Here is a 21,137-nt window from a genome sequence, read left to right as displayed (position 1 = left end):
ACGGTTCCTGAGCACCCGATCGAGGAGAGGGCATGGCCCCGCGCACGAACGACACCCCGCCGGAGAACGAGGGGAACGACGGGAACGAAAAGCGCGTCGCCGCCGTACGCCGCGTGCGTGCGTTCCAGCCCGTCCGGCGTTTGAGGACGAGGCCCGTTCAGGGCCGGAGCGGGGGTCTGGGGGCCGCGGGCCCCCAGGGGACGGGAATGGGTAGGGGCGGCGGGGGCGAGGAAAAGGATGGTCGGCGCGTCGCCGCCGTACGCCGCGCCGCAGCCGCAGCCGCCCGAGGCCACCGCACCCTGCACCTCGCCGGCTGCGCGGCCCTGCTGGCCGTAGCCCTCACCGCCGGCTCAATCGCCCTCGGCGCCGCACGCGACGACAACGACCGCGGCATCGCCCCCGCCTCCGCCGCCCTCTCCCCGGGCCTCCTCACCGGCGGCGACCTCGACGCCGGCATCGCCTCCCTCCAGGCCCATCTGCGCGACCAGCCGAGGGACTTCGGCAGTTGGGCGACCCTGGGTCTCGCGTATGTGGAACAGGCCCGCACCATGGGCGACCCCTCCCGCTACCCCCAGGCCGAACAGGCCTTCAAGCGATCGCTCGCGCTGAAGTCCGACAACGACCAGGCCCTGGCCGGCCGCGCCGCCCTCGCCGCGGCCCGGCACGACTTCGAGGACGCCCTGAAGTACGCCGACCAGGCCCTCGAGGTGAACCCGTACAGCGAGCGCGCCCTGTGCAGCAGGGTGGACGCCCTCGTCGAACTCGGCCGCTACGAAGACGCCGCCGAGGCCGCCGACACCGCCGACGACCGCCGCCCGGGCATCCCGGTCTTCACCCGGTACGCGTATGTGCACGAGCTGCGCGGCGACGTCCGCACGGCCGAGCGCGTGCTGGAACAGGCCCTCTCCTCCGCGATCGCCCCGGGCGACGTCGCCTACGTCGCCACCCAGCTGGGCCAACTCGCCTGGAACCAGGGCGACTACGAAACGGCCCTCACCCACTACGCCCGGGCCCTCGCCGCCGACGAGAACTACCTCCCCGCCCTGGAGGGCCGCGCCCGCGCCCAGTCGGCGAGCGGCGACAGGGAAGGCGCGCTCAAGAGCCTGCGGGACGTCGTCTCCCGCTACCCCCTCCCCGGCCCCCTCGTCGAACTCGGCGAGCTGTACGAGGCGGCCGACGACCAGGCCAAGGCCGAGGACCAGTACGCCCTGGTCGACGCCTGGACGGCCCTGGCCCGCGCCAACGGCGTCAACGCCGATCTGGACACCGCCCTCGCGGCCGCCGACCACGGCGACAAGGCCTCCGCCCTGCGCGCCGCCCGCGCCGAGTGGAACCGCCGCCACACCGTGCACACCGCGGACGCCCTCGCCTGGGCGCTGCACGTCAACGGCAAGGACGAGGAAGCCCTCCGCTACGCCCGCGAGGCGACGGCGACCGGCTACCGCAACGCCGCGTTCCGCTACCACCGAGGCATCATCGAGCGCGCCACGGGCAACGCCGACAACGCCCGCGAGCACCTGCGCGCCGCACTGAAGCTGAACCCGGGCTTCTCACCGCTGGGCGCCCGGGAAGCCCGTAAGGCGCTCAAGGACCTGGAGGCGGCCAAGTGACCCCTCGTCGGCTGTTCGCCTCCGGCACCGCCGTCCTCACGGCGGCCTGCGCGCTCGCCCTGTTCCCCTCCTCTCCGGCGAGCGCGCACCCGCTCGGCAACTTCACCGTCAACCGCTACGACGGCCTGGTCGCCGCACCCGGCGAACTGCGCGTCCACCACGTCGAGGACCTCGCCGAGATCCCGGCGACCCAGGCCAAGCCCGACATCGAGAAGGCGGGCATGACCGCGTGGGCCCGGCAGCGGTGCGCGGACGCCGCACGGGACAGCGAGGTCACCGTGGACGGCCGCAGCGTCGAGCTGACGCCGAACAGCAGCCACGCGCGCGTGCGGCCCGGTCAGGCGGGGCTCGACACGCTCCGGGTGGAGTGCCGGCTGACGGCACCGCTCCCCGAGGACGCGACGGTCGCCCTGGGCTTCCGTGGGGCGGGCGCGCGGTCCGGGCCCGGCTGGCGGGAGATCACGGCGCGCGGCGACCGGATGACGCTCACCGGGTCGGACGTGCCGAAGGAGTCGGTCTCCGGCGAACTGACCAAGTACCCCGAGGAGTTGCTCTCCTCCCCCGCCGACACCAGGACGGCCTCCCTGCGTGTCCGCCCCGGCGGCCCCGCTCTCACCGAGTCCGCGCGGGACGCCCCCGGCGCCTCGGTGCTGCCGCGCGGCGCCGACCGCTGGACGCGTGCCCTGGACGGCCTGGTCTCCCGTAACGACCTCACCCTCGGCTTCGCCGCGCTCGCCCTGCTGATCGCGGTCTTCCTGGGCGCCATGCACGCGCTCGCCCCGGGCCACGGCAAGACCATCATGGCCGCGGTGGCGACGGCACGCGGCGGCCGGGCGCGCCTGAAGGACGTCATGCCCCTGGCCGCCTCGGTGACGGTCACCCACACCCTGGGCGTGGTCGCCCTGGGACTGCTGATCACGGCCGGTTCGGCGGCGGCGCCGTCGGTGATCACCTGGCTGGGCATCGCGAGCGGCGCCCTGGTGATCGCGGCGGGCGCGACGCTCGTACGCCGGGCCTGGCACATCCGCGAGCACGGATACGGGCACGGACACGACCACGCACACGATCACGAGCACACCCACGAACGCCAACCGGTCCTGGTCGCCGCGCACACCCGTGCGGCGACGGAATCCGCCGCACCCGCACCGGGCCACACCCACTCCCCCGCACCCGCTCACCACCACGGGCACGACCACTCACACCCCCACGACCACACGCACACCCACGATCACGACCACTCGCACCCCCACAAACACGGCCTGCTCACCCACACCCACGGCGGCTTCACCCACACCCACTCCACCGCCCCCACCCTCCGCGGCACGATCCTCCTCGGCTTCGCCGGCGGGCTCGTGCCCAGCCCCTCCGCGGTCGTCGTGCTCGTCGGCGCCGCGGCGCTCGGCAAGGCGTGGTTCGGGCTGCTGCTGGTCGTGGCGTACGGCGTCGGACTCGCCCTCACCCTCACGGCGGCCGGGTTCGCCGTCGTCAGGCTGGGCACCGGGGTCACCCGCCTCCTGGACAGGCGCCCCCGCTGGACCACGCACCCGCTCACGGTCTTCCTGCGCAGGACCGCCCCGCTGGCATCCGCGTGCCTCGTCGTACTGCTCGGGGCCGGATTGGTGTTCCAGGGGGCGGCATCCGTACTCGGCTGAGCTACTTTTGGGAAGAAGTCGCACGGAGTGGAGATTTCGCACGGATGCGAATGGGGGACACCCGTGTCCGAAGAACACGGCAGTGAACGGGTGATCGCGGGGCGCTACCGCCTCCTGTCCCCGCTCGGCGAGGGCGGCATGGGCACCGTCTGGCGGGCCCGTGACGAGGTGCTGCACCGCGAGGTGGCGGTCAAGGAGGTGCGCGCGCCGGCCGGGCTTCCCGCGTCGGAGGTCGAGCGGATGTACGCCCGGCTGGAGCGCGAGGCGTGGGCGGCGGCGCGGGTCGCCAACCGCAATGTCGTCACGGTGTACGACGTGGCCACGCAGGACGGCCGGCCCTGGATCGTGATGGAGCTGGTCCGCGGCATCTCGCTGGCCGAGCTGCTGGACGCCGAGGGCCCGCTGAGCCCGCAGCGCGCGGCGCACATCGGCGCCGAGGTGCTGGCGGCGCTGCGGGCCGCGTTCGAGGCGGGCGTGCTGCACCGGGACGTGAAACCGGCCAACGTGCTGCTGTCGAACGACGGCCGGGTCGTGCTCACCGACTTCGGTATCGCGATGGTCGAGGGGAGCTCCGCGCTGACGATGACCGGCGAGGTCATCGGCTCCCCCGAGTTCCTGGCCCCGGAGCGGGCGCTCGGGCGCACGCCCGGCCCGGAGTCCGACCTGTGGTCCCTCGGCGTACTGCTGTACGCGGCGGTGGAGGGCAATTCCCCGTTCCGCCAGAGCACTCCGCTGAACACCCTGCGCGCGATCGTCGACGACGAGCTGCCCCCGCCGCGCCGGGCCGGTCCGCTCGCTCCCGTCATCGAGGGGCTGCTGCGCAAGGACCCGGCCGAGCGGCTGTCGGCCGAGCAGGCGGAGCAGGACCTGCGGATCATCGGCGCGGGGGGCACGCCGCGTGCGGACGCCGTGCGGGCGACCCCGTACTCCCCGACCGTCGCGGAGTTCCCGGCGCCGTCGCGGACCGCCCCGACGGCCCCGGTGCCACCGCCCGCGCCGACCCGGCCCGTCGGCGCCGCCGTCTCGAGCACGGCTCCGGTCCGCCCCGGGCGCGATCGCCGCACCGCCCTCACCCTGATCGCGGGCGTCGCCGTGCTCGCCCTGGCCGTGGCGGGGCTGACGTACGGGCTCCTCAACCGTGGCGGCGACGGCGGCGGCGCGGGCGGCGAGCACACCACCGGCCAGGCGGGCGGCGGCACTTCGCCGCGGGAGACCGAGGGCGAGAGCGCCTCCGGTGCGCAGAGCCCCGAGCCGACTGCGGGCGAGAGCCGTACGAGCGCTCCGGCGCCGCAGTCCGTGCGGGTGGCGCTGACGGGCTCGAACCTGGAGTACTCCGGGGCGTGTCCGCCGCCGAGCGGCGAGGCGCCCGCCTTCACGGCGACGTTCACGGTGGGGCGGCTGCCGGCGCAGGTCACCTATCGCTGGGTGTCCGAGGACGGTGACGTCATGGATCAGGGCTGGAAGACCCTGTCGTTCCCGGAGGGCGGGGGGCGGACCAAGCAGGACCGGGCGTTCGTGACGACGTACGACGACAGCGGGACCTTCGAGAACGAGATCAGTGTCGAGGTCCGCGACCCGGTGGAGACGAAGTCGAACTCGGTGCCGTTCTCGGTGACGTGTGAGACGGAGACCCCGACGGACGGGGTCTCGCCTACGCCTACCGAGTCACCGGACTCCTGAGTCACCGGGCTCCCGGGAGAGCCGCGGGTGGTTCAGGCCGCGCTGTTCAGCACCGGCAGATATCCACCCGACTGGCCCGCGGCCGTCGGGTGGTACGACTCCGGGATGTTGAGCCAGTTGACGGCGTGCATCCACGAGCTGCCGGAGCAGATCTCGTGCCCGGTGAAGGTGGGCCGCACATCGCCGAAGGTGAACCCGTGGTCCAGGGCGCGCTTCTCGGTGGCGGCGTCGATGTAGTCGGCGGCGTCGTTGAGCGCCCTGCGTTTGGTCTCCGACAGGCCCAGGCACCCGGAGACGCCCAGCTTGTAGAAGCGCGGGTAGCCGAGGACGACGACATGGGCGAGCGGGGCCTTGGCGCGGATGGCCGAGTAGACGGCGTCGAGCCGGCCGGGCAGCGTCGAGTCGACGAACGCCTTGGCGGTGTTGATCCGGGCGACGCAGGCGCTGTCGCCCTGCAGCACACAGGTCGTCATGATGTCGGCGAAACCGGCGTCGTTGCCGCCGATCGTGATGGACACCAGGGCGGTGCCGGCGCTGAGCGGGCCGAGCTGGTGGGCGGTCACATCACCCGTTTGAGCGCCCGAGCAGGCCGTGAAGTCGAACGACGAGGGTGAATTCGCGGCGGCCCACAGGTAGGGGTACGCCTTTGTGCTGCGCTTGCAGTCGCCGCTGGAGCCCAGGTAGCCGCCCGCGCCGAGGCCCGAGGAGTAGGAGTCGCCGAGCGCCACATAGCCGCCGGTTGCGGCGGTGTCGGCGGCCTGCGCGGTGGCGGCCCCGGTGAGGGCGGTGCCGACGGCGAGGAGGAGTGAGGCGACGTATACGGAAAGTCGGGAACGTCTCATGGAACCTCCCTATAGCAGGATCACTGCCATAACCGTCGTACCAACTACGCGTGTTGACGGGAAGTGTCCATGCCAAGACTTTTCCGGGCATCGCGCACCCCACCCTGTGGTTGAGCCATGGCTTTGATTACGTGCCCATGACAAGCTTGTTGACAGGTCGTCAACTCCCTTGTCCGCCACCACCGGAGCACAGATCCTTTACGACGCATGCACCCCCCACATGTGCGCGCACCACATGCGCACCGCCTTGAGGAGGACTCCCTCGTAATGGCACAACTGCGTAGCAGCACACTCCGGTTCGCCGCGATATCCGGCCTGGTGACCGCCGCCCTCGTCGGCTCGCTCACCTCCCTCCCCGCCCACGCCGCCCCGGCCGAGGGCAAGGTCCTGGCCGCCGGCTCCCCCACAGCCGTCAAGGACAGCTACATCGTCACGCTGAAGAAGGACGCGGGCCTCAAGGCCGCCTCCGGCGCGGGCAAGAGCCTGATCAAGGAGTACGGCGGCGCGGTGAACAAGACGTTCGGCGCCGCCCTGAACGGCTACTCCGCCACCCTCTCCGCGACCGAGGCCAGAAGACTCGCCGCCGACCCGGCCGTGGCCTCCGTCGAGCAGAACCAGACGGTCCACCTGGCCGACACCACCCAGTCCGACGCCCCCTGGGGCCTGGACCGCATCGACCAGACCTCGCTGCCGCTCTCGGGCACCTACACCTACCCCGACAGCGCGGGCAGTGGTGTGACGGCCTATGTGATCGACACCGGTGTGCGCATCACCCACACCCAGATCAGCGGCCGTGCCTCCTACGGCTATGACGCGGTCGACGGCGACACCACCGCCTCCGACGGCAATGGTCACGGCACCCATGTGGCGACCACCATCGCCGGCTCGACCTACGGTGTGGCCAAGAAGGCGAACATCGTCGCGGTCCGGGTGCTCAACAACAGCGGCTCCGGCACCACGGCAGGGGTGATCGCGGGCATCGACTGGGTGACGGCGAACCACTCCGGCCCCTCGGTCGCCAACATGTCGCTCGGCGGCGGCGCCTCGGCCTCGCTGGACACGGCCGTGCGCAACTCCATCGCCAGCGGCGTGACCTACGCGATCGCGGCCGGCAACAGCAGCGCAAACGCCTCCTCGTACTCCCCCGCGCGGGTCACCGAGGCCATCACCGTCGGCGCCACCACCAGCTCCGACGCCCGGGCGAGCTACTCGAACTACGGCTCGGTCCTGGACATCTTCGCGCCGGGCTCGTCGATCACGGCGGGCTGGCACACCGGCGACACCGCGACGAACACCATCTCCGGCACGTCGATGGCCGCCCCGCACGTCGCCGGCGCGGCCGCGCTGTACCTGGCGAGCCACACCTCGGCCACACCGGCCACGGTGGCCTCGGCACTCACCGACGGCGCCACCGGCAATGTGGTCACCAGCCCCGGCAGCGGCTCACCGAACCGGCTGCTGAAGCTCGTTCCGTGACCCACCCCCGCACCACCTGAACCACCGGTCCCCGCAGGCCCCACTCCTGCGGGGACCGGGTGCGTGTGAACGGGATACGAACAGTTGTCAAGGGGCCGTTCGCATCTTGACGGCCGACATGGCGCTGAGCCACATTGAAGCCCGGCATCCGGCGCTTCGGGGGGCAAAGTCGCCAATGCAGACCATACGTATCAAGGCACGTATCAAGACAGACTCGTCTCAGGACGCCGAGCGTGCGCGACCAGGACCGGGGAGGGACCTGACGCCGCTGCTCGCGGGCGCCGCGACGGCTGTGGGGGGAATCGGCGCGTACCTCGCGCTCGTCGACTCGGGCTCGCCGCTGCGCGGCCCCTTCACCCTGTTCTTCCTGCTCGCGGCACCGGCCGGGGCCATCGCCGCCGCGCTGCGCGGGCTGGAACCCTTCGGCCGGACCGTGGCCGCGGTTGCGGGCGCGGTCGTCGTCAACATGCTGGTGACCCAGGGCATGCTGGCCGTGCACCGGTGGTCGGTGCACGGCGGGATCGTGGCCGTGACCACGATCAGCGCCCTCATTCTCCTGCTGGTCGCGCTGCGGCAACTGCGCGGTCGTACGACGCGAAGGCGGACTGACTGACGTGGACATCAGCGTGTACCGCCCCGGGGAGCTCAGCTCCGCCGACCGGGCGGCGTGGACATCGATGCAGTCCAAGGCCCATCTGCACGGCTCACCCGAGCTCGCCAACCCCTTCCTGTCGCCCGAGTTCGCGCTCGCCGTCGGCCGCTGCCGGCGCGGGGTGCGGATCGCGGTCGTACGGGAGGGCGGCGAGCCGGCCGCGTACTTCCCGTTCCAGCGGACGGCGTCCGGCGTCGGACGGGCCATCGGTCTCGGCGTCTCGGACGCGCAGGGGGTGGTGCACCGGCCCGGGTTCACCTGGGACGCCCGGGAGCTGCTGAAGGCGTGCGGGCTGGCCGTGTGGGAGTTCGACCACCTGGTGGAGGGCCAGGCGGCGTTCGAGGCGGAGGCCTCCGGCAGATACCCGTCCCCGGTCATGGACGTCGATCAGGGGTACGAGGCGTACCTGACCCAACTCCGGGAGCGGTCACCGAAGTTCACACGGACGACGCTCGCCAAGGAGCGCAGGCTCGGCCGGGACCACGACGGCGTGCGCTATGTGCACGACGAGCGCGACCCCGCCGCGCTGCGCACACTGATGGCCTGGAAGTCCGCGCAGTACCGCAGGACCGGGCGCAGCGACCGCTTCGCGCACGAGTGGATCACCCGGCTGGTGGAGCAGCTCTTCCACACCCGCTCGGAGCCGTTCGCGGGGATCCTGTCGGTGCTGTACGCGGGCGGCAAGCCGATCGCCGCGCACTTCGGGCTGCGCAGCGAGCGGGTGCTGGCCTGCTGGTTCCCGGCGTACGACCCGGCGTTCTCGAAGTACTCGCCGGGTCTGGTGCTGCATCTGCGGATGGCCGAGGCGGCCGCCGCCGACGGCATCGCCCACCTCGACCTGGGCCGAGGCCAGAAGGAGTACAAGGACTCCCTGAAGACACGCGACCTGACGGTGTCGGAGGGGTGGGTGACCCGGCGTCACCCGGTCGCGTTCGGACACCGGGCACGCCGTGCCCCGGTCCGGGCGCTGCGCAACACGGTGCAGACACGGCCGGAGCTGTTCGAACCGGCGGACCGGCTCCTCAAGCGTATGGGGAAGATCCGCTCGGAACGTCGGTAACTCTGTTAACTCCGGTCAAACCAACAAAAATGTGAGGGCTCGTTCCAGCTCTTGCCATACAGGCTCAATCGTCAATACCGTCGTACATCTCACCCGCATCGGACTGTGGCAAGCGGCTCTAGGGGAGGGCTCAAGGACCGCGGCAGTCCGGCGCGGGGCGCGGTAGGGGGGTGCTCGGTGAAGGTGCTCGCACTTGCGACCGGGTCGTGCCGCGCGACCGGCTGCCCATCTTCGGACGGCCGGCCAGACATGCCAGCTCACCACACGCGTACGGGGATCCGCTCCGCCGTGCCGTGAGTGACACGAACCCCCCTTTCGAACCGGACACATAGCCGGGCCGCCCAGGGGCGGGCGGTCCACCGGACGAGAGGGACCTGACTCATGAGTTCTGTTCTGCGCCCGGCGGTCGCGGACCACGGTCCGTCACCGGCCGGCAAATACCGGCCCGTCTCCTCACACCTGGCCATCGCGCCGCCGGTGAGCGTGGTGATCCCGGCCATGAACGAGGCGGAGAATCTGCCGTACGTCTTCAAGACCCTTCCGGAGTGGATCCACGAGGTGGTCCTGGTGGACGGCAACTCCACCGACGACACCGTCGACGTGGCCCGGGAGCTGTGGCCCGAGGTGAAGGTCGTGCGGCAGCGCGGAAAGGGCAAGGGGGATGCCCTGATCACCGGGTTCGAGGCGGCCACCGGCGACATCATCGTGATGGTCGACGCGGACGGCTCGGCCGACGGCAACGAGATCCTGTCGTATGTCTCCGCCCTGGTCTCGGGCGCCGACTTCGCCAAGGGGTCCCGTTTCGCCAACGGCGGCGGCACCGACGACATGACGCCCATCCGCAAGCTGGGCAACTGGGCGCTGTGCACGGCCGTCAACCGCAAGTTCGGCGCCCGCTACACCGATCTCTGCTATGGATACAACGCGTTCTGGCGGCACTGCCTGGACAAGATCGACCTCGACTGCACCGGCTTCGAGGTGGAGACCCTGATGAACATCCGGGTCGTCAAGGCGGGGCTGAAGGTGCAGGAGATACCCAGCCACGAGTACCTCCGCATCCACGGCACGAGCAATCTGCGCGCCGTGCGGGACGGGCTGCGGGTGCTCAAGGTGATCCTCAAGGAGCGCTCCAACCGGCGTGCCCTGCGCCGCAGCAGGAACCACTCACCGATGCTCGACTCGGTTCGGGGCGATGCGTCTTGAGCGGTCCCGACATCTCCGTCGTGATCTGCGTGTACACCGAGGACCGCTGGGAGGACATCCTCGCGGCGGTCTCCTCGGTGCGGGCGCAGTCGTATCCGGCCCTGGAGACGCTGCTGGTCGTCGACCACAACGCGGCACTCCTGGACCGGCTGACCAAGGAGTACAAGGAAGCGACCGATGTACGGGTGCTCGCCAACGCGGGCCCCCGCGGCCTGTCCGCGGGCCGCAACACCGGCATCGCCGCCTCGTACGGCGAGGTGATCGCCTTCCTCGACGACGACGCCGTGGCCGAGCGCGACTGGCTGCGGCACTTCGCCGCGGGGTACACCGACCCGCACGTGATGGCCGTCGGCGGGCGCACGGAGCCGATCTGGGCGTCGGGGAGGCGGCCGGACTGGTTCCCGGCGGAGTTCGACTGGGTCGTCGGCTGCACCTACCGCGGCCTGCCGCGCGGGCAGGTGAAGGTGCGCAACGTCCTCGGCGGCAACGCCTCCTTCCGGCGCACGGCGTTCGACTTCGCGGGCGGTTTCGCCACCGGCATCGGCCGCGACGGCGACCGGCTGCCGCTGGGCTGCGAGGAGACGGAGCTGTGCATCCGGCTCTCCCGGGCCCGGCCCGACGCGGTCCTGCTGATCGACGACCGCGCCGTGATCCACCACCGGGTGCCCGGACCGCGCGAGCACTTCCGGTACTTCCGTACCCGCACCTACGCCGAGGGTCTGTCGAAGGCGCTGGTGGCCCGCAGTGTGGGCGCCGGCAAGGGCCTCGAGTCCGAGCGTCGGTACACCACCCGGGTGCTGCCGGCCGGGGTGGCGCGCGGGCTGCGGGACGCGGTGCTGGCCCGGCCGGGCGGTGCGGGACGGGCGGGGGCGATCGTCGCGGGCGTCCTGACGGCGGCCGGTGGGTACGTCGTGGGCAGTGTCCGGGCGCGCCGGGGCGGCGTTACCTACTCGGTGGTGGGGATCGAGGGGGCACCCGGCATCGAGGGGGGACCGAGATGAGTGACCCGCGGGTACCGATTCTCATGTACCACGCCGTCTCCACCGCGCCGAACGACGCCACCCGCGATCTGTCGGTGGCGCCGGAGGAGTTCGCGCGGCAGATGGCGCTGATCGACGACCTGGGCCGCACACCCGTGACGACGGCCGATCTCGCGGCGCGCTGGCGCTCCGGCAGACCGCTGCCCGAGCGGCCGGTGCTGATCACCTTCGACGACGGCTACGAGGGCGTGCACCGGCACGCGCTGCCCGTGCTCGCCAAGCACGGCTTCGCGGCCACGGTGTTCGTCTCCACGGGCTGGCTGAAGGGCCCGCACGACATGGGCGGCGGCCTGGACACCATGCTCGACTGGGACCAGGTCCGTGAACTCGCCGAGGCGGGCGTCGAGATCGGCGGCCACAGCCACACGCATCCGCAGCTCGACCAGCTCCCGGACGGCGGACTGCGCTCCGAGCTGATCCTGTGCAAGGAGATCGTCTCGGACCAGCTCGGCACCGCCCCGGCCTCGTTCGCCTACCCGTACGGCTACTCCAGCCGCCGGGTGCGCGAGGCGGTGCGCGAGACCGGATACGCCCAGGCGCTCGCCGTCAACAACGGCCTCGCGCGGCGCCGGCAGGGCCCGTACGCCCTCACCCGCCTGACCGTGCGCCGCACCACCGGCATCGAGGAGTTCGGGCGGCTGGTCGAGGGCCGTGCCATCGCCCGCGCCTTCGCCCGGGACCGCGCCCTCACCAAGGGGTACGCCCTGGTCCGCAGAGCCCGACAGGTCCGCCGGAAGGCCATCCGTTCCCGTGTCTGACACGACGACCACGACCGAGCCCGCCTCGACCGACGCGACGGCGCCCGAGCAGTCGGGGCGCCGCCTTCGCCTGCCCGGCATGGGCAGGTCCGCCGGTGGCAGTCCGCTGTTCCGCAACGCCTACGCCCTGATGATCAACACCGGCGTCTCCGCCGTGCTGGGGCTCGGCTTCTGGCTGGCCGCCGCCCGCTACTACTCCGAGTCCGCGGTCGGTCAGGGATCCGCCGCGATCGCCGCGATGAAGTTCCTCGCCGGGCTCACCGCGGTGGCGCTGACCGGCGCGCTGGCCCGCTTCATCCCGGTGGCCGGCCGCAGGAGCGGCCGGCTGATCTTCCGGACGTACGCGGGCAGTTGTGTGATCGTGGCGCTGGCCGCAGGCGTGTTCCTGCTGACGCTGGATCTGTGGGGGCCCTCGTACCGGTTCCTGGACGGGCCGCTGAACGGACTCTTCTTCGTCGTGGCCGTCATCGCCTGGAACCTGCTCACGCTCCAGGACGGCGTGCTGACCGGGCTGCGCAGCGCGGTGTGGGTGCCGGTCGGCAACACCGTGTTCTCGGCGGTGAAGCTGGGGCTGCTGGTGGCGTTCGCGGTGGCGATCCCCACCGCCGGGGTCTTCGTGTCGTGGGTCGCGGCGATCGCGGTGTCGGTGCTGCCGCTGGGCTGGCTGGTGTTCCGGCGCCTGGTGCCGCGGCATGTGAAGGCGACCGAGGACCATGCCGCCCCGCCGTCCCTGAGGGAGATCGGCAGGTTCCTGGCGGGCGACTACACCGGCTCGCTGTTCTCGCTGGCCGTGGTCTATCTGATCCCGGTGATCGTGGCCGCGCAGGTCTCCTCCGAGGACAACGCGTACTTCTACATCACGACCACCATCGGCGGCACGGTCAACCTGCTCGCCATCAACATGGGCGCCTCCCTCACGGTCGAGGGCTCGCACGACCCCGGACGGCTGGCCGCCAACACCCGTGCGGCGCTCAGGCGCATGGCACGGATCATGCTGCCGGTCTCCGCGGTCCTGTTCTTCGGGGCGCCCTGGATCCTGGGCGTCTTCGGCCCGGGCTACGCGGACGCGGCGACCCCGCTGCTGCGCTGGTTCGCGATCGGCGCGCTGCTGCGGGTCGTCATGGAGACGTACTTCGCGGTCCTGCGCGCCCAGAGCCGCACCGCGGGACTGGCCTGGCTGCAGGGCCTGTTGTGCGTCCTGGTGCTCGGCCTGACGCTGGTGCTGCTCCCCCGCATGGGCCTGACCGGCGCCGGTGTCGCCGAGATCGCGTCCCTGTCGGTGATCGTCGCGATCGCCGCGCCCAAGCTGTACCGGACCGCGCGGGCGAGTGCGGCCGAGGTCCCCGAGGACGCGGCTCCCGACGGCGACCTCGCCGACCTGGGGGCACGCGATGCGGCCGAGGGGGCGCGCAGGCGGGGGCCCGGCTGGGCGCCCGACACCGACACCCTGACCCTCGGCATCCACGTCGACTTCGACCACCTGGAGCGGCGGCCCGACGTCCGCCCCGGTCCGGGGACGCCGCCCACGGGCACCCCGCGCCTCCACCCGGAACACCGGCCGGCCTGGGCACGCGGTCCGGAGCTGGGGCTGCCCGTGGAGGAACGGCGGACGCCGACAGGGCCCGCCGAAGTGGACGCGCCGTTCGCGGGGGGCTTCGACGCGGGCAAGGGCGACGAGGAGCCCGTGGCCGAGGAGCGCGAGGAGGAGGCCGTCGTACGGTCGGACAGTGCCGTACGGGAAGAGCCGCCCATGCCCGAAGAGCCCGTACGACAGCCCGAGACACCTGCGCCGACCTTGCGTGAGCGGCTGCTGCCCACCCGTCTCGGGGTGATCCTCGGCTGTCTGCTGACCGCCGCGCTGCTGCTGTACTGGGTGCCCGCGCTGCGGCTGGGCGAGAGCGATCTGGACGGCATGGGCGGGCTCGGACTGATCTCGGTGCTGCCGCCGCCGACGCTGCTCGGTGCCGCGCTGCTGGCGGTGACGTTCGCCTCGCTGCTGTGGCTGGGCCGGGAGCACCGAGGGCTGCTGCTGGTCACGCTGCTGGCGACGGTCGTGTCACTGCACGCGCTGCCCGCCCTGATCGAGACCGAGCCGCGGTTCGCGACGGCCTGGCAGCACCTCGGCTTCCTGGACTACGTCGACCGCACCGGCTCGGCCGTGCCCGACCTGGACGCCCGCTGGAGCTGGCCGGGCTTCTTCGCGGTGGCCGCGTTCGTCGCGAAGGCGTGCGGGGTCGGCGACCTGACCGAGGTCATCCGCTGGTGGCCGCTGGCCATGCAACTGCTCTATCTGGTGCCGATGTTCCTGCTGGTACGGCACATGCGGGCGAGCTGGCGGGCCAAGTGGACCGGCATCTGGGTCTTCGTGCTCAGCGGCTGGGTCGGCCAGGACTACTTCTCCCCGCAGGGCTTCACCTATCTGCTGTACCTGACGTTCGCCGCGATCCTGCTGGTCTGGTTCCGCGCGCCACGCGTGATCTGGACGAAGCGGCGCCCCGGCGAGCTGGAGGTCGAGCCGACGAACCGGCGGCAGCGGGCCGTGCTGCTGATGGTCGTCATCGGACTGTTCGCGGCCAGCGTCCCCGCCCACCAGCTCACGCCGTTCGTGATGCTGGGCGTGCTGACGGCACTCGTCCTGATCGGCAGGTCCGAAGTGCGCGGCCTGCCCATCCTGTTCGCCGTCATGGTGACGGTCTGGATCGGCTTCATGGCCGAGCCGTACTGGTCCGGGCACTTCGACGAGCTGTTCGGCGGGGTCGGCGGCGTCGGCGGCAATGTGTCGTCCTCCGTCTCCGGCCGTATCGAGGGCGGCAGTTCCACCCACAAGCTCGTGCTGTACACGCGGGTGCTGCTGGCCGGCGGTGTGATGGCCTTCGCCTGCTGGGGCTGGTGGCGCCGCCGCTTCCACCACTACCGGGAGCGCTCGCTGCTGGTCCTCACCTTCGTGCCGTTCCTGGGCTTCGGCATGCAGTCGTACGGCGGTGAGATGGCGCTGCGGGTCTTCATGTTCGCCCTGCCGGGCGCGGCCCTGCTCACCGGTCTGGCGTTCTTCCCGCGCACCGGCGTCACCGCCAAGGAGCGCGACAAGGACAAGGTGAGCCTCGCTCCGCTGGCGGCGCTCATGGCGGGCCTGGTGCTGATGGGCGGCTTCCTGGTGGCTCGTTGGGGCAACGAGCCGTTCGAGCGGGTGCGGCCCGGCGAGGTCGCCGCCATGGAGTACGTGTACGCCCATGACGATCCGAGCCTCAGACTGCTGTGGCTGAGCAGCGATCCGGTCAACGACGTGACGCCGGCGATGCCGTGGGGCTCGCGGGACATGGAGAAGGTCTCGTATCTGCCGACGCAGGCGCCGGCCGACCCGGTGCTGGTGTCGGGCCTGGTGAAGGCGTTGAAGGACGCGGGCCCGAACTCGTATCTGATGATCAACCAGGCTCAGGTCACCTTCCTCCGGCTGGACGTGGGCTATTCGGCGAGCTGGGAGACGCGGCTGCTGCAGAACCTGGACCGGCGGCCGGAGCTGAAGAGGGTCTTCGTCAACGCCGACGTGACGATGTACGCGCTGAGGAAGCAGCCGGCGGGCGAGGTGCCGAAGGCCGATCCCGGGCCGATCGGGCCACAGGTGACCTGGACGCCGTGGTCGGTGGTCGGGGGCCTCGCGGCGCTCGCGCTGATCGTGCTGCTGATGGCCCGCGAGATCGTCCGGGTGGCGCTGGCACCGAGCGTGCGGCAGCTTCGGTGGCTGCAGAGCAGCTTCTGGTTCTCGCTGCCGCTGCTGGCGGTGCTGCTGGCGTCGATGGTGCAGCGGCTGCTGACGCTCAAGTAGCAGGGGTGGGGTGGCTCAGCGTTCGAGCCACCTGACCTCGTAGGCCTGCAACTCGACCTTCTTGCCGTCGATCTTCGCGCTGGTCTGCCGGTCGAGGGTGTTCACGGCCAGGACCACCTGGTCCGTGGCCAGGACCCGGACGTCGGGCCGGTCCACGGACACCGACCGGTGCGCGGTCCCCGGCCGGAACTCCTCGCCGAACCGCGAGAGAAGGTCGTACATCGGCAGCTTGGCACCGCCGTCCGCGCTGTCGGTCGGTGTCCACAGACAGCCGGCGCACTCGCTGCCCTTCTCCTCCTCCGGGTTCCAGTAGAAGGCGGAGGTGGCACCCCCCTTGGCCAGCGCCATCATCCCGGCCGCCTGGACGGCGACGCGGCGGGCCTCGGACCAGTCCTTGCGGTCGTCGTTGCCGTCGGCGGGCTCGACGTAGTACTCGGCCCACCACAGCGGCAGATCGCCGGTCTGCCCCCGCACCCACCGGCTGACGGCCGTGAACTTGTCGGTGGCGGTGAACTCGTCCGGCAGCAGCTCGTCGTCGCGGGTGTAGCTGGAGCCGTCCACGACGACGAAGTCGGCGCCGGCCTTGTGCTCGTTCCAGTACTCGAAGGCCTCGACGGTGCGCCGGTCCATGGCGCCCCAGGGGCCCTTCAGCGCCGTCGAGGCCTCCTCCGCGCGCGGGTCGACGCTGTCCATCACGAGGTAGGGCCCGCCGACCATGATGTCCGGGTTGACCTTCTTCAACGCCTTGTGGACGAGGTTGTAGAGCTCGGTGTAGCCCTCGTAGTCCCAGCGGGCCTCGGCGTCGTTCCAGAAGCCCTTGAACTCGTTCCACACGATGAAGTGGCGTACGTCCGGGTAGCGCTTGGCGACGGTCACGGCGAGCGCGGCGAAGTCCTCGAAGTGCTCGGGGTCGGGCGCGGTCTCCAGGGCGGCCTGGCTCCAGTCGGTGTTGCCGACGCCGGCCTTGCCGCCCTTCATCCAGTCGGGGGCGCAGCACAGGGTGACGACCGGAGTGCCGCCGGAAGCGCGGACGAAGTCGATGCGGCGGTCCATCGCCTCGAAGTCGTAACGCCCCTCGACCGGCTCGGGATTGTCGGCGCCCCAGCCCATGATGTGCTGGATCTGCGGCAGCCCTCCGGCGTCCGCGAGCCGTCCCTCGACGCGCCGGACGGCGGCGGCGGCGCCCTCGTCCGCGCTGTGCTGGGTGTGGGTGAAGCCCCAGCCGACCTCCGGGTTCGCCGCGTCCGGCGTGGCGGTCGGCGTGCCGTGCGGCCGGTCCCCGTCCCGTGAGGTGCCGTCGGTGTCCACACCGTTGCCGGGAAGCGTGTTGAGGAGGGTCACGACCAGTGCCAGCGCGGCCGCGCCCACGCCGAGCAGCGCGGTGAGCCGCCACCGCCGTGCCCCCGAATTCCACCCATGACGTCCCATCAAGGACAACGGTAACGGGGGTGACAGCGGCTGGGGCGGCTTTCGTCGCACACGGTCCTGTAACAGGACGCGCGGGATCCGGCGGAGGCGTCCGGCACTGCCACCACCGGGCGTTGTCGCACGGAAACCGGGTGCACACGGCGCTTTCGTGCCGGATCATGGCCGCATGTCTGCGAACCCACACGACGCTCTGCCGATCCGGCTCAACGTCGACGACAGCGACTCGCCGTCCGACGTCGTCGACGCGCTGTTCCTCGGCCGCTTCGCGACGGGCGAGCAGCCGTACTCGCACGCGGCGAACATCGACCGCGTACGGTCCGGGGCGACCCTCCTGCCGCCGGGCGCCCGCGTGCTGCGCGCCGCCCGCGACGACGACCGCAGCGCGACGCTGGCCGAGGGCGACGGCTGGACCCTGCTGATCTCCCGCTGGAACCGGGGCGCCGACGTCACCGTGACGGCGACCAGCGAGGAACTGGCGGCGCGGGTGCTGGGCGAGGCGACGGACGGCGCGGCGGACGAGCCCGAGCCGCAGCCGGAGAACGTGACCATGGGCTTCTGGTACGTCTCCCCCAGGCGCGGCCCGCACCGCACGACCCGGCAGATCTCGGCGGGCACCTGGGACGAGGTGCGCGCCAACTACACCGCGCCCGTGGCGGACGCGATGGACCACCTGATGAAGACGACCCCGGAGGACATCGCGGGCCGGCTGCTCCTGCTGCACGGCCCGCCGGGCACCGGCAAGACGTCGGCCCTGCGGACGCTGGCCCGCTCGTGGCGGGACTGGTGCCAGGTCGACTGCGTCCTCGACCCGGAGCGCCTGTTCAGCGACGTCGGCTACCTGATGGACATCGCGATCGGCGAGGACGACTCCACGGGCAAGGGCCGCTGGCGGCTGCTGCTCCTGGAGGACTGCGACGAGCTGATCCGGGGCGAGGCGAAGCACACCGCGGGCCAGGCGCTGTCGCGGCTGCTGAACCTGACGGACGGCCTGCTGGGCCAGGGCCGCAATGTCCTCGTCGGCGTCACCACCAACGAGGACCTGGAGCGCCTGCACCCCGCCGTCGTCCGCCCCGGCCGCTGCCTGGCCCGTATCGAGGTGGGGCAGCTGACGCGCCGGGAAGCGGTGAGCTGGCTGGGCTCGGAGGAGGGCATCGGACGGGAGGGGGCGACCCTGGCGGAGCTGTACGCGCTCAAGCGGGGCACGTCCCCGACGTCGCTGCCGGATCCCCGGGACGGGGCGGACGCGGGGCTGTACCTGTAGTGCTTTGATTGAGGTATGACCCTGTTCGTCGGGACGTCGGGATGGCAGTACCGGGACTGGCGGGGCGCCCTCTACCCCTCCGATGTGCCCATGCGACGGTGGCTGGAGGAGTACACGGGGCACTTCGCCACGGTGGAGATCAACAACGCGTTCTACCGGTTGCCGACGCGGGAGAACTTCGAGGCCTGGCGCGACCGGGTACCGGGTGACTTCGTGGTCGCGGTGAAGGCCAGCCGCTACCTCACCCACATCAAGCGCCTCAAGGATCCCGAGGAGCCCGTCGACCGTCTGATGTCCCACGCGGCGGGCCTGGGCGACCGCCTGGGGCCGGTACTCCTCCAACTCCCGCCGACTCTGCGCGCCGACCCCGGCCTCCTCGATGCCTGCCTGGCCTGCTTCCCGTCCGGAACGCGGATCGCGGTCGAGCCCCGCCACGAGTCCTGGTGGGCGTCCGAGACCCGCGAGGTTCTTCGGTCCCGCGGCGCCGCCCTGTGCTGGGCCGACGTCCGGGCCCGCCCGATGACGCCCCTGTGGCGCACCGCGGACTGGGGCTACGTCCGCTTCCACGAGGGCCGCGCCCACCCCTGGCCCCGCTACGGCCGGCGCTCCCTGGAGACCTGGGTCGACCGCATCGCGACCACCTGGTCCGACGCCGAGGACGTGTACGCGTACTTCAACAACGACCCCGGCGGGGCGGCGGTTCAGGACGCGGTGGCCTTCGGGAGGGCGGCGACGCGAGCGGGCCTCACGGTGACCCGCACGCCGGAGTCCGCCGCTCTCCGTTGACTACTCCCCGTAGGCCGCCCGCAGGGCATCCCGCACGGCCGCCAACGCCTCGGCCTCCGTGAGCCCCAGCCGCCGAGCCCGCTCCACGTACTCCTGTGCGGCCGACGCCGACTGGCGTTCCGCGGCCGAGCCGGCGGCGGCCACGAAGGTGCCGTTGCGCCCCCGCGTCTCGATCACCCCGTCGCTCTCCAGCGCCCGGTACGCCTTGGCGACGGTGTTCGCCGCCAGCCCCAGGGACTCCGCCAGCCCCCGCACGGTCGGCAGCCGGTACCCCACCGGCAGCACCCCCGACCGCGCCTGTTCCGAGATCTGCGCCCGTACCTGTTCGTACGGTGCGGCACTGCCGTCGATGTGGATCTTCAAGGTCACAGGCCGATTGTCCCGCACCCGCCGGAAAATGAGAGGCATCCGGGCCTGTCCGCCACGTACCGTGCGCGCACATGACAGTGATCGTGCGCGACCTGCGTCCCGACGACCGAGCCGACGTCGAGGCCTTTGCCCATGCCCGTCATCTCGCGCTCCCGTACATCCTGTGGACCCCGGAAGGCATCCTCCACAACCTCAACCACACCCACCCCGACGCCCGCTACCGCTCCCTCGTGGCGGAGGAGGACGGCGAGACCATCGGAACCGCTCAGGTCCGCCTCGCATACGACAGCCCGGAGCCCGGTCAGGGCGACCTCAACATCTATGTACGGCCGGACCGGACGCACCGCGGCGCCGGGCGTCTCCTGGTCCGCGCCGCCGAGGAACACCTGGCCGCGTGCGGTGCGACCAAGCTGTTCGCGTGGGTCCTCGACGAGCCGGACAACCGGGCGTTCGCCGAGCGGCACGGCTATCGCGCGAGCCGCTCCGCCCACTTCCTCCGCCTGGACCTGGCCAACGGCGGGCTCCCGCCCCTCCAGGACCTCCCGCCGGGCGTCGAGCTGCGCAGGGCCGCGGACTTCGCGGACGACCCGCGTCCGATGTTCGAGCTGGACGCGGAGACGACGTCGGACGAACCGAGCGACATCGACGCCGAGCTCACCGACTACGACACCTGGATCGAGGAGACCTGGCAGCACCCGCTCCTCGACCTCGACCTGACCTCGGTCGCCGTCGTCGACGGCCGCCCCGCCGCCTTCACCGCCGCCTACACGGACCGCGCCACCCGCTACGCCACGGCGATGACCGGCACCGCCCGCGCCCACCGCGGCCGCGGCCTGGCCAAGCTCGCCAAGAACGACTCCCTGCACCGCGCCCGCGCCGCCGGCTACAAGGAGGCGTTCACCGGCAACGACACCGACAACGAACCGATGCTGGCGATCAACCGCTGGTTCGGGTACGAGATCTGCGCGACGGAGGTCCGCCATGTCCGCGAACTCGGCTGAGGCCGGCCGAAGGCCCCTGCTGGACGTGGTCCTCGTCAAGGCCGAACGTACGAAGATCCGTTACGAGGCCGAACTGCTCACCGACGACGGCACCCGCATCGCCGTGCGCGCCCCCTGGTCCGGTGCCGGCGTCCGCGACTTCGGCTTCGTCCGCTTCGAGCCGGGCGATGTCTTCACCGAGCACTACTGGCGCGATCGCTGGTACGCCGTGAAGGAGGTCCGCGACGCCGCGGGCGCCCTCAAGGGCTGGTACTGCGACATCACCCGCCCGGCCACGCTGTCCGGCGCCGAGCTGGTCGTCGAGGACCTCGACCTGGACCTGTGGCGCTCGGCCGACGGCACGGACGTACGACGGCTGGACGAGGACGAGTTCGCCGAGAGCGGCCTGGCGGAGTCGGACCCCGAGGCGGCCGCGGCGGCGCTGGCGGCCCTGGACGAACTGGAGGCGCTCGCCACCGCCGAGGGCGGCCTGGAGTCCTTGCTGGTCTAGACGGCC

At 71.9% G+C, this 21,137-nt stretch carries 17 protein-coding genes; 14 read left to right on the top strand and 3 right to left on the bottom strand.

Annotated features, from left to right (window positions below):
* The first annotated feature begins 32 nt into the window (after positions 1 to 32).
* The 3 genes from IM697_RS13840 (at position 33) to IM697_RS13830 (ending at position 4,942) form a co-directional block, all read left to right on the top strand.
* Positions 33 to 1,610, top strand: coding sequence for a tetratricopeptide repeat protein (locus IM697_RS13840; RefSeq protein ID WP_194047981.1), 1,578 nt, complete (start codon positions 33 to 35; stop codon positions 1,608 to 1,610).
* Positions 1,607 to 3,262, top strand: a complete 1,656-nt coding sequence (locus tag IM697_RS13835; protein WP_194047980.1) for an urease accessory protein UreH domain-containing protein — start codon at positions 1,607 to 1,609, stop codon at positions 3,260 to 3,262. The genes IM697_RS13840 and IM697_RS13835 overlap by 4 nt, the downstream gene beginning before the upstream one ends.
* A 63-nt stretch (positions 3,263 to 3,325) precedes the next feature.
* Positions 3,326 to 4,942 carry a serine/threonine-protein kinase gene (locus tag IM697_RS13830; RefSeq protein ID WP_194047979.1) on the top strand — a complete coding sequence of 539 codons (1,617 nt, stop codon included), beginning with the start codon at positions 3,326 to 3,328 and terminating at the stop codon, positions 4,940 to 4,942.
* A gap of 32 nt (positions 4,943 to 4,974) precedes the next feature.
* On the opposite strand, the gene IM697_RS13825 is transcribed toward IM697_RS13830, so the two are convergent.
* Positions 4,975 to 5,784 carry an SGNH/GDSL hydrolase family protein gene (locus IM697_RS13825; RefSeq protein ID WP_194047978.1) on the bottom strand — a complete coding sequence of 270 codons (810 nt, stop codon included), beginning with the start codon at positions 5,782 to 5,784 and terminating at the stop codon, positions 4,975 to 4,977.
* A gap of 267 nt (positions 5,785 to 6,051) precedes the next feature.
* Here IM697_RS13825 and IM697_RS13820 point away from each other — a divergent pair, with 267 nt between their 5' ends.
* The 7 genes from IM697_RS13820 (at position 6,052) to IM697_RS13790 (ending at position 15,796) form a co-directional block, all read left to right on the top strand.
* Positions 6,052 to 7,260 (top strand): S8 family peptidase, encoded by a 1,209-nt coding sequence (locus tag IM697_RS13820; RefSeq protein WP_194047977.1) that lies wholly within the window; start codon positions 6,052 to 6,054, stop codon positions 7,258 to 7,260.
* 175 nt (positions 7,261 to 7,435) lie between these two features.
* Positions 7,436 to 7,873, top strand: coding sequence for a hypothetical protein (locus tag IM697_RS13815; RefSeq protein WP_228044655.1), 438 nt, complete (start codon positions 7,436 to 7,438; stop codon positions 7,871 to 7,873).
* A 1-nt stretch (position 7,874) separates the two neighbouring features.
* A complete protein-coding gene (locus tag IM697_RS13810) occupies positions 7,875 to 8,972 on the top strand; it encodes a GNAT family N-acetyltransferase (protein ID WP_194047976.1) in 1,098 nt (365 codons plus the stop codon).
* 381 nt (positions 8,973 to 9,353) lie between these two features.
* Positions 9,354 to 10,175 (top strand): glycosyltransferase family 2 protein, encoded by an 822-nt coding sequence (locus tag IM697_RS13805; RefSeq protein WP_194047975.1) that lies wholly within the window; start codon positions 9,354 to 9,356, stop codon positions 10,173 to 10,175.
* Complete coding sequence (locus IM697_RS13800; protein WP_194047974.1) at positions 10,172 to 11,176, top strand: glycosyltransferase family 2 protein; 1,005 nt, start codon at positions 10,172 to 10,174, stop codon at positions 11,174 to 11,176. The genes IM697_RS13805 and IM697_RS13800 overlap by 4 nt, the downstream gene beginning before the upstream one ends.
* A complete protein-coding gene (locus IM697_RS13795; protein ID WP_194047973.1) occupies positions 11,173 to 11,973 on the top strand; it encodes a polysaccharide deacetylase family protein in 801 nt (266 codons plus the stop codon). Before IM697_RS13800 ends, IM697_RS13795 begins: the two co-directional genes overlap by 4 nt.
* Positions 11,966 to 15,796, top strand: coding sequence for a lipopolysaccharide biosynthesis protein (locus tag IM697_RS13790; RefSeq protein ID WP_194047972.1), 3,831 nt, complete (start codon positions 11,966 to 11,968; stop codon positions 15,794 to 15,796). The genes IM697_RS13795 and IM697_RS13790 overlap by 8 nt, the downstream gene beginning before the upstream one ends.
* Before the next feature lie 15 nt (positions 15,797 to 15,811).
* Here the strand turns inward: IM697_RS13790 and IM697_RS13785 are convergent, their stop codons facing one another.
* Positions 15,812 to 17,224, bottom strand: coding sequence for a GH39 family glycosyl hydrolase (locus tag IM697_RS13785; RefSeq protein ID WP_194047971.1), 1,413 nt, complete (start codon positions 17,222 to 17,224; stop codon positions 15,812 to 15,814).
* A 166-nt stretch (positions 17,225 to 17,390) separates the two neighbouring features.
* Between IM697_RS13785 and IM697_RS13780 the strand changes: the two genes are divergently transcribed.
* A complete protein-coding gene (locus IM697_RS13780; protein WP_194047970.1) occupies positions 17,391 to 18,485 on the top strand; it encodes a DUF5925 domain-containing protein in 1,095 nt (364 codons plus the stop codon).
* A 15-nt stretch (positions 18,486 to 18,500) separates the two neighbouring features.
* Positions 18,501 to 19,271, top strand: a complete 771-nt coding sequence (locus IM697_RS13775) for a DUF72 domain-containing protein (RefSeq protein ID WP_194047969.1) — start codon at positions 18,501 to 18,503, stop codon at positions 19,269 to 19,271.
* On the opposite strand, the gene IM697_RS13770 is transcribed toward IM697_RS13775, so the two are convergent.
* Entirely contained in the window at positions 19,272 to 19,640 is a 369-nt protein-coding gene (locus IM697_RS13770) for a GntR family transcriptional regulator (protein WP_194047968.1), read from the bottom strand.
* 71 nt (positions 19,641 to 19,711) lie between these two features.
* Between IM697_RS13770 and IM697_RS13765 the strand changes: the two genes are divergently transcribed.
* Both IM697_RS13765 and IM697_RS13760 read left to right on the top strand, forming a co-directional pair.
* On the top strand, positions 19,712 to 20,641 hold the full coding sequence (locus tag IM697_RS13765; protein ID WP_194047967.1) for a GNAT family N-acetyltransferase: 930 nt from the start codon (positions 19,712 to 19,714) through the stop codon (positions 20,639 to 20,641).
* Entirely contained in the window at positions 20,622 to 21,131 is a 510-nt protein-coding gene (locus IM697_RS13760; RefSeq protein ID WP_194047966.1) for a ribonuclease FAU-1 family protein, read from the top strand. The genes IM697_RS13765 and IM697_RS13760 overlap by 20 nt, the downstream gene beginning before the upstream one ends.
* Positions 21,132 to 21,137: the final 6 nt, after the last annotated feature.

The organism is Streptomyces ferrugineus, assembly GCF_015160855.1.
Lineage (GTDB): Bacteria > Actinomycetota > Actinomycetes > Streptomycetales > Streptomycetaceae > Streptomyces > Streptomyces ferrugineus.
Note: the sequence above shows the minus strand (reverse complement) of the source record. Positions and strands in the feature narration are given on the sequence as shown.

Bases quoted from the DNA above. Each gene is read 5' to 3' on its own strand.
- IM697_RS13775 (WP_194047969.1), top strand. From the start codon at position 18,501: ATGACCCTGTTCGTCGGGACGTCGGGATGGCAGTACCGGGACTGGCGG.
- IM697_RS13815 (WP_228044655.1), top strand. From the start codon at position 7,436: ATGCAGACCATACGTATCAAGGCACGTATCAAGACAGACTCGTCTCAG.
- IM697_RS13785 (WP_194047971.1), bottom strand. From the start codon at position 17,224: ATGGGACGTCATGGGTGGAATTCGGGGGCACGGCGGTGGCGGCTCACC.
- IM697_RS13760 (WP_194047966.1), top strand. From the start codon at position 20,622: ATGTCCGCGAACTCGGCTGAGGCCGGCCGAAGGCCCCTGCTGGACGTG.
- IM697_RS13840 (WP_194047981.1), top strand. From the start codon at position 33: ATGGCCCCGCGCACGAACGACACCCCGCCGGAGAACGAGGGGAACGAC.
- IM697_RS13765 (WP_194047967.1), top strand. From the start codon at position 19,712: ATGACAGTGATCGTGCGCGACCTGCGTCCCGACGACCGAGCCGACGTC.
- IM697_RS13820 (WP_194047977.1), top strand. From the start codon at position 6,052: ATGGCACAACTGCGTAGCAGCACACTCCGGTTCGCCGCGATATCCGGC.
- IM697_RS13795 (WP_194047973.1), top strand. From the start codon at position 11,173: ATGAGTGACCCGCGGGTACCGATTCTCATGTACCACGCCGTCTCCACC.
- IM697_RS13780 (WP_194047970.1), top strand. From the start codon at position 17,391: ATGTCTGCGAACCCACACGACGCTCTGCCGATCCGGCTCAACGTCGAC.
- IM697_RS13805 (WP_194047975.1), top strand. From the start codon at position 9,354: ATGAGTTCTGTTCTGCGCCCGGCGGTCGCGGACCACGGTCCGTCACCG.
- IM697_RS13825 (WP_194047978.1), bottom strand. From the start codon at position 5,784: ATGAGACGTTCCCGACTTTCCGTATACGTCGCCTCACTCCTCCTCGCC.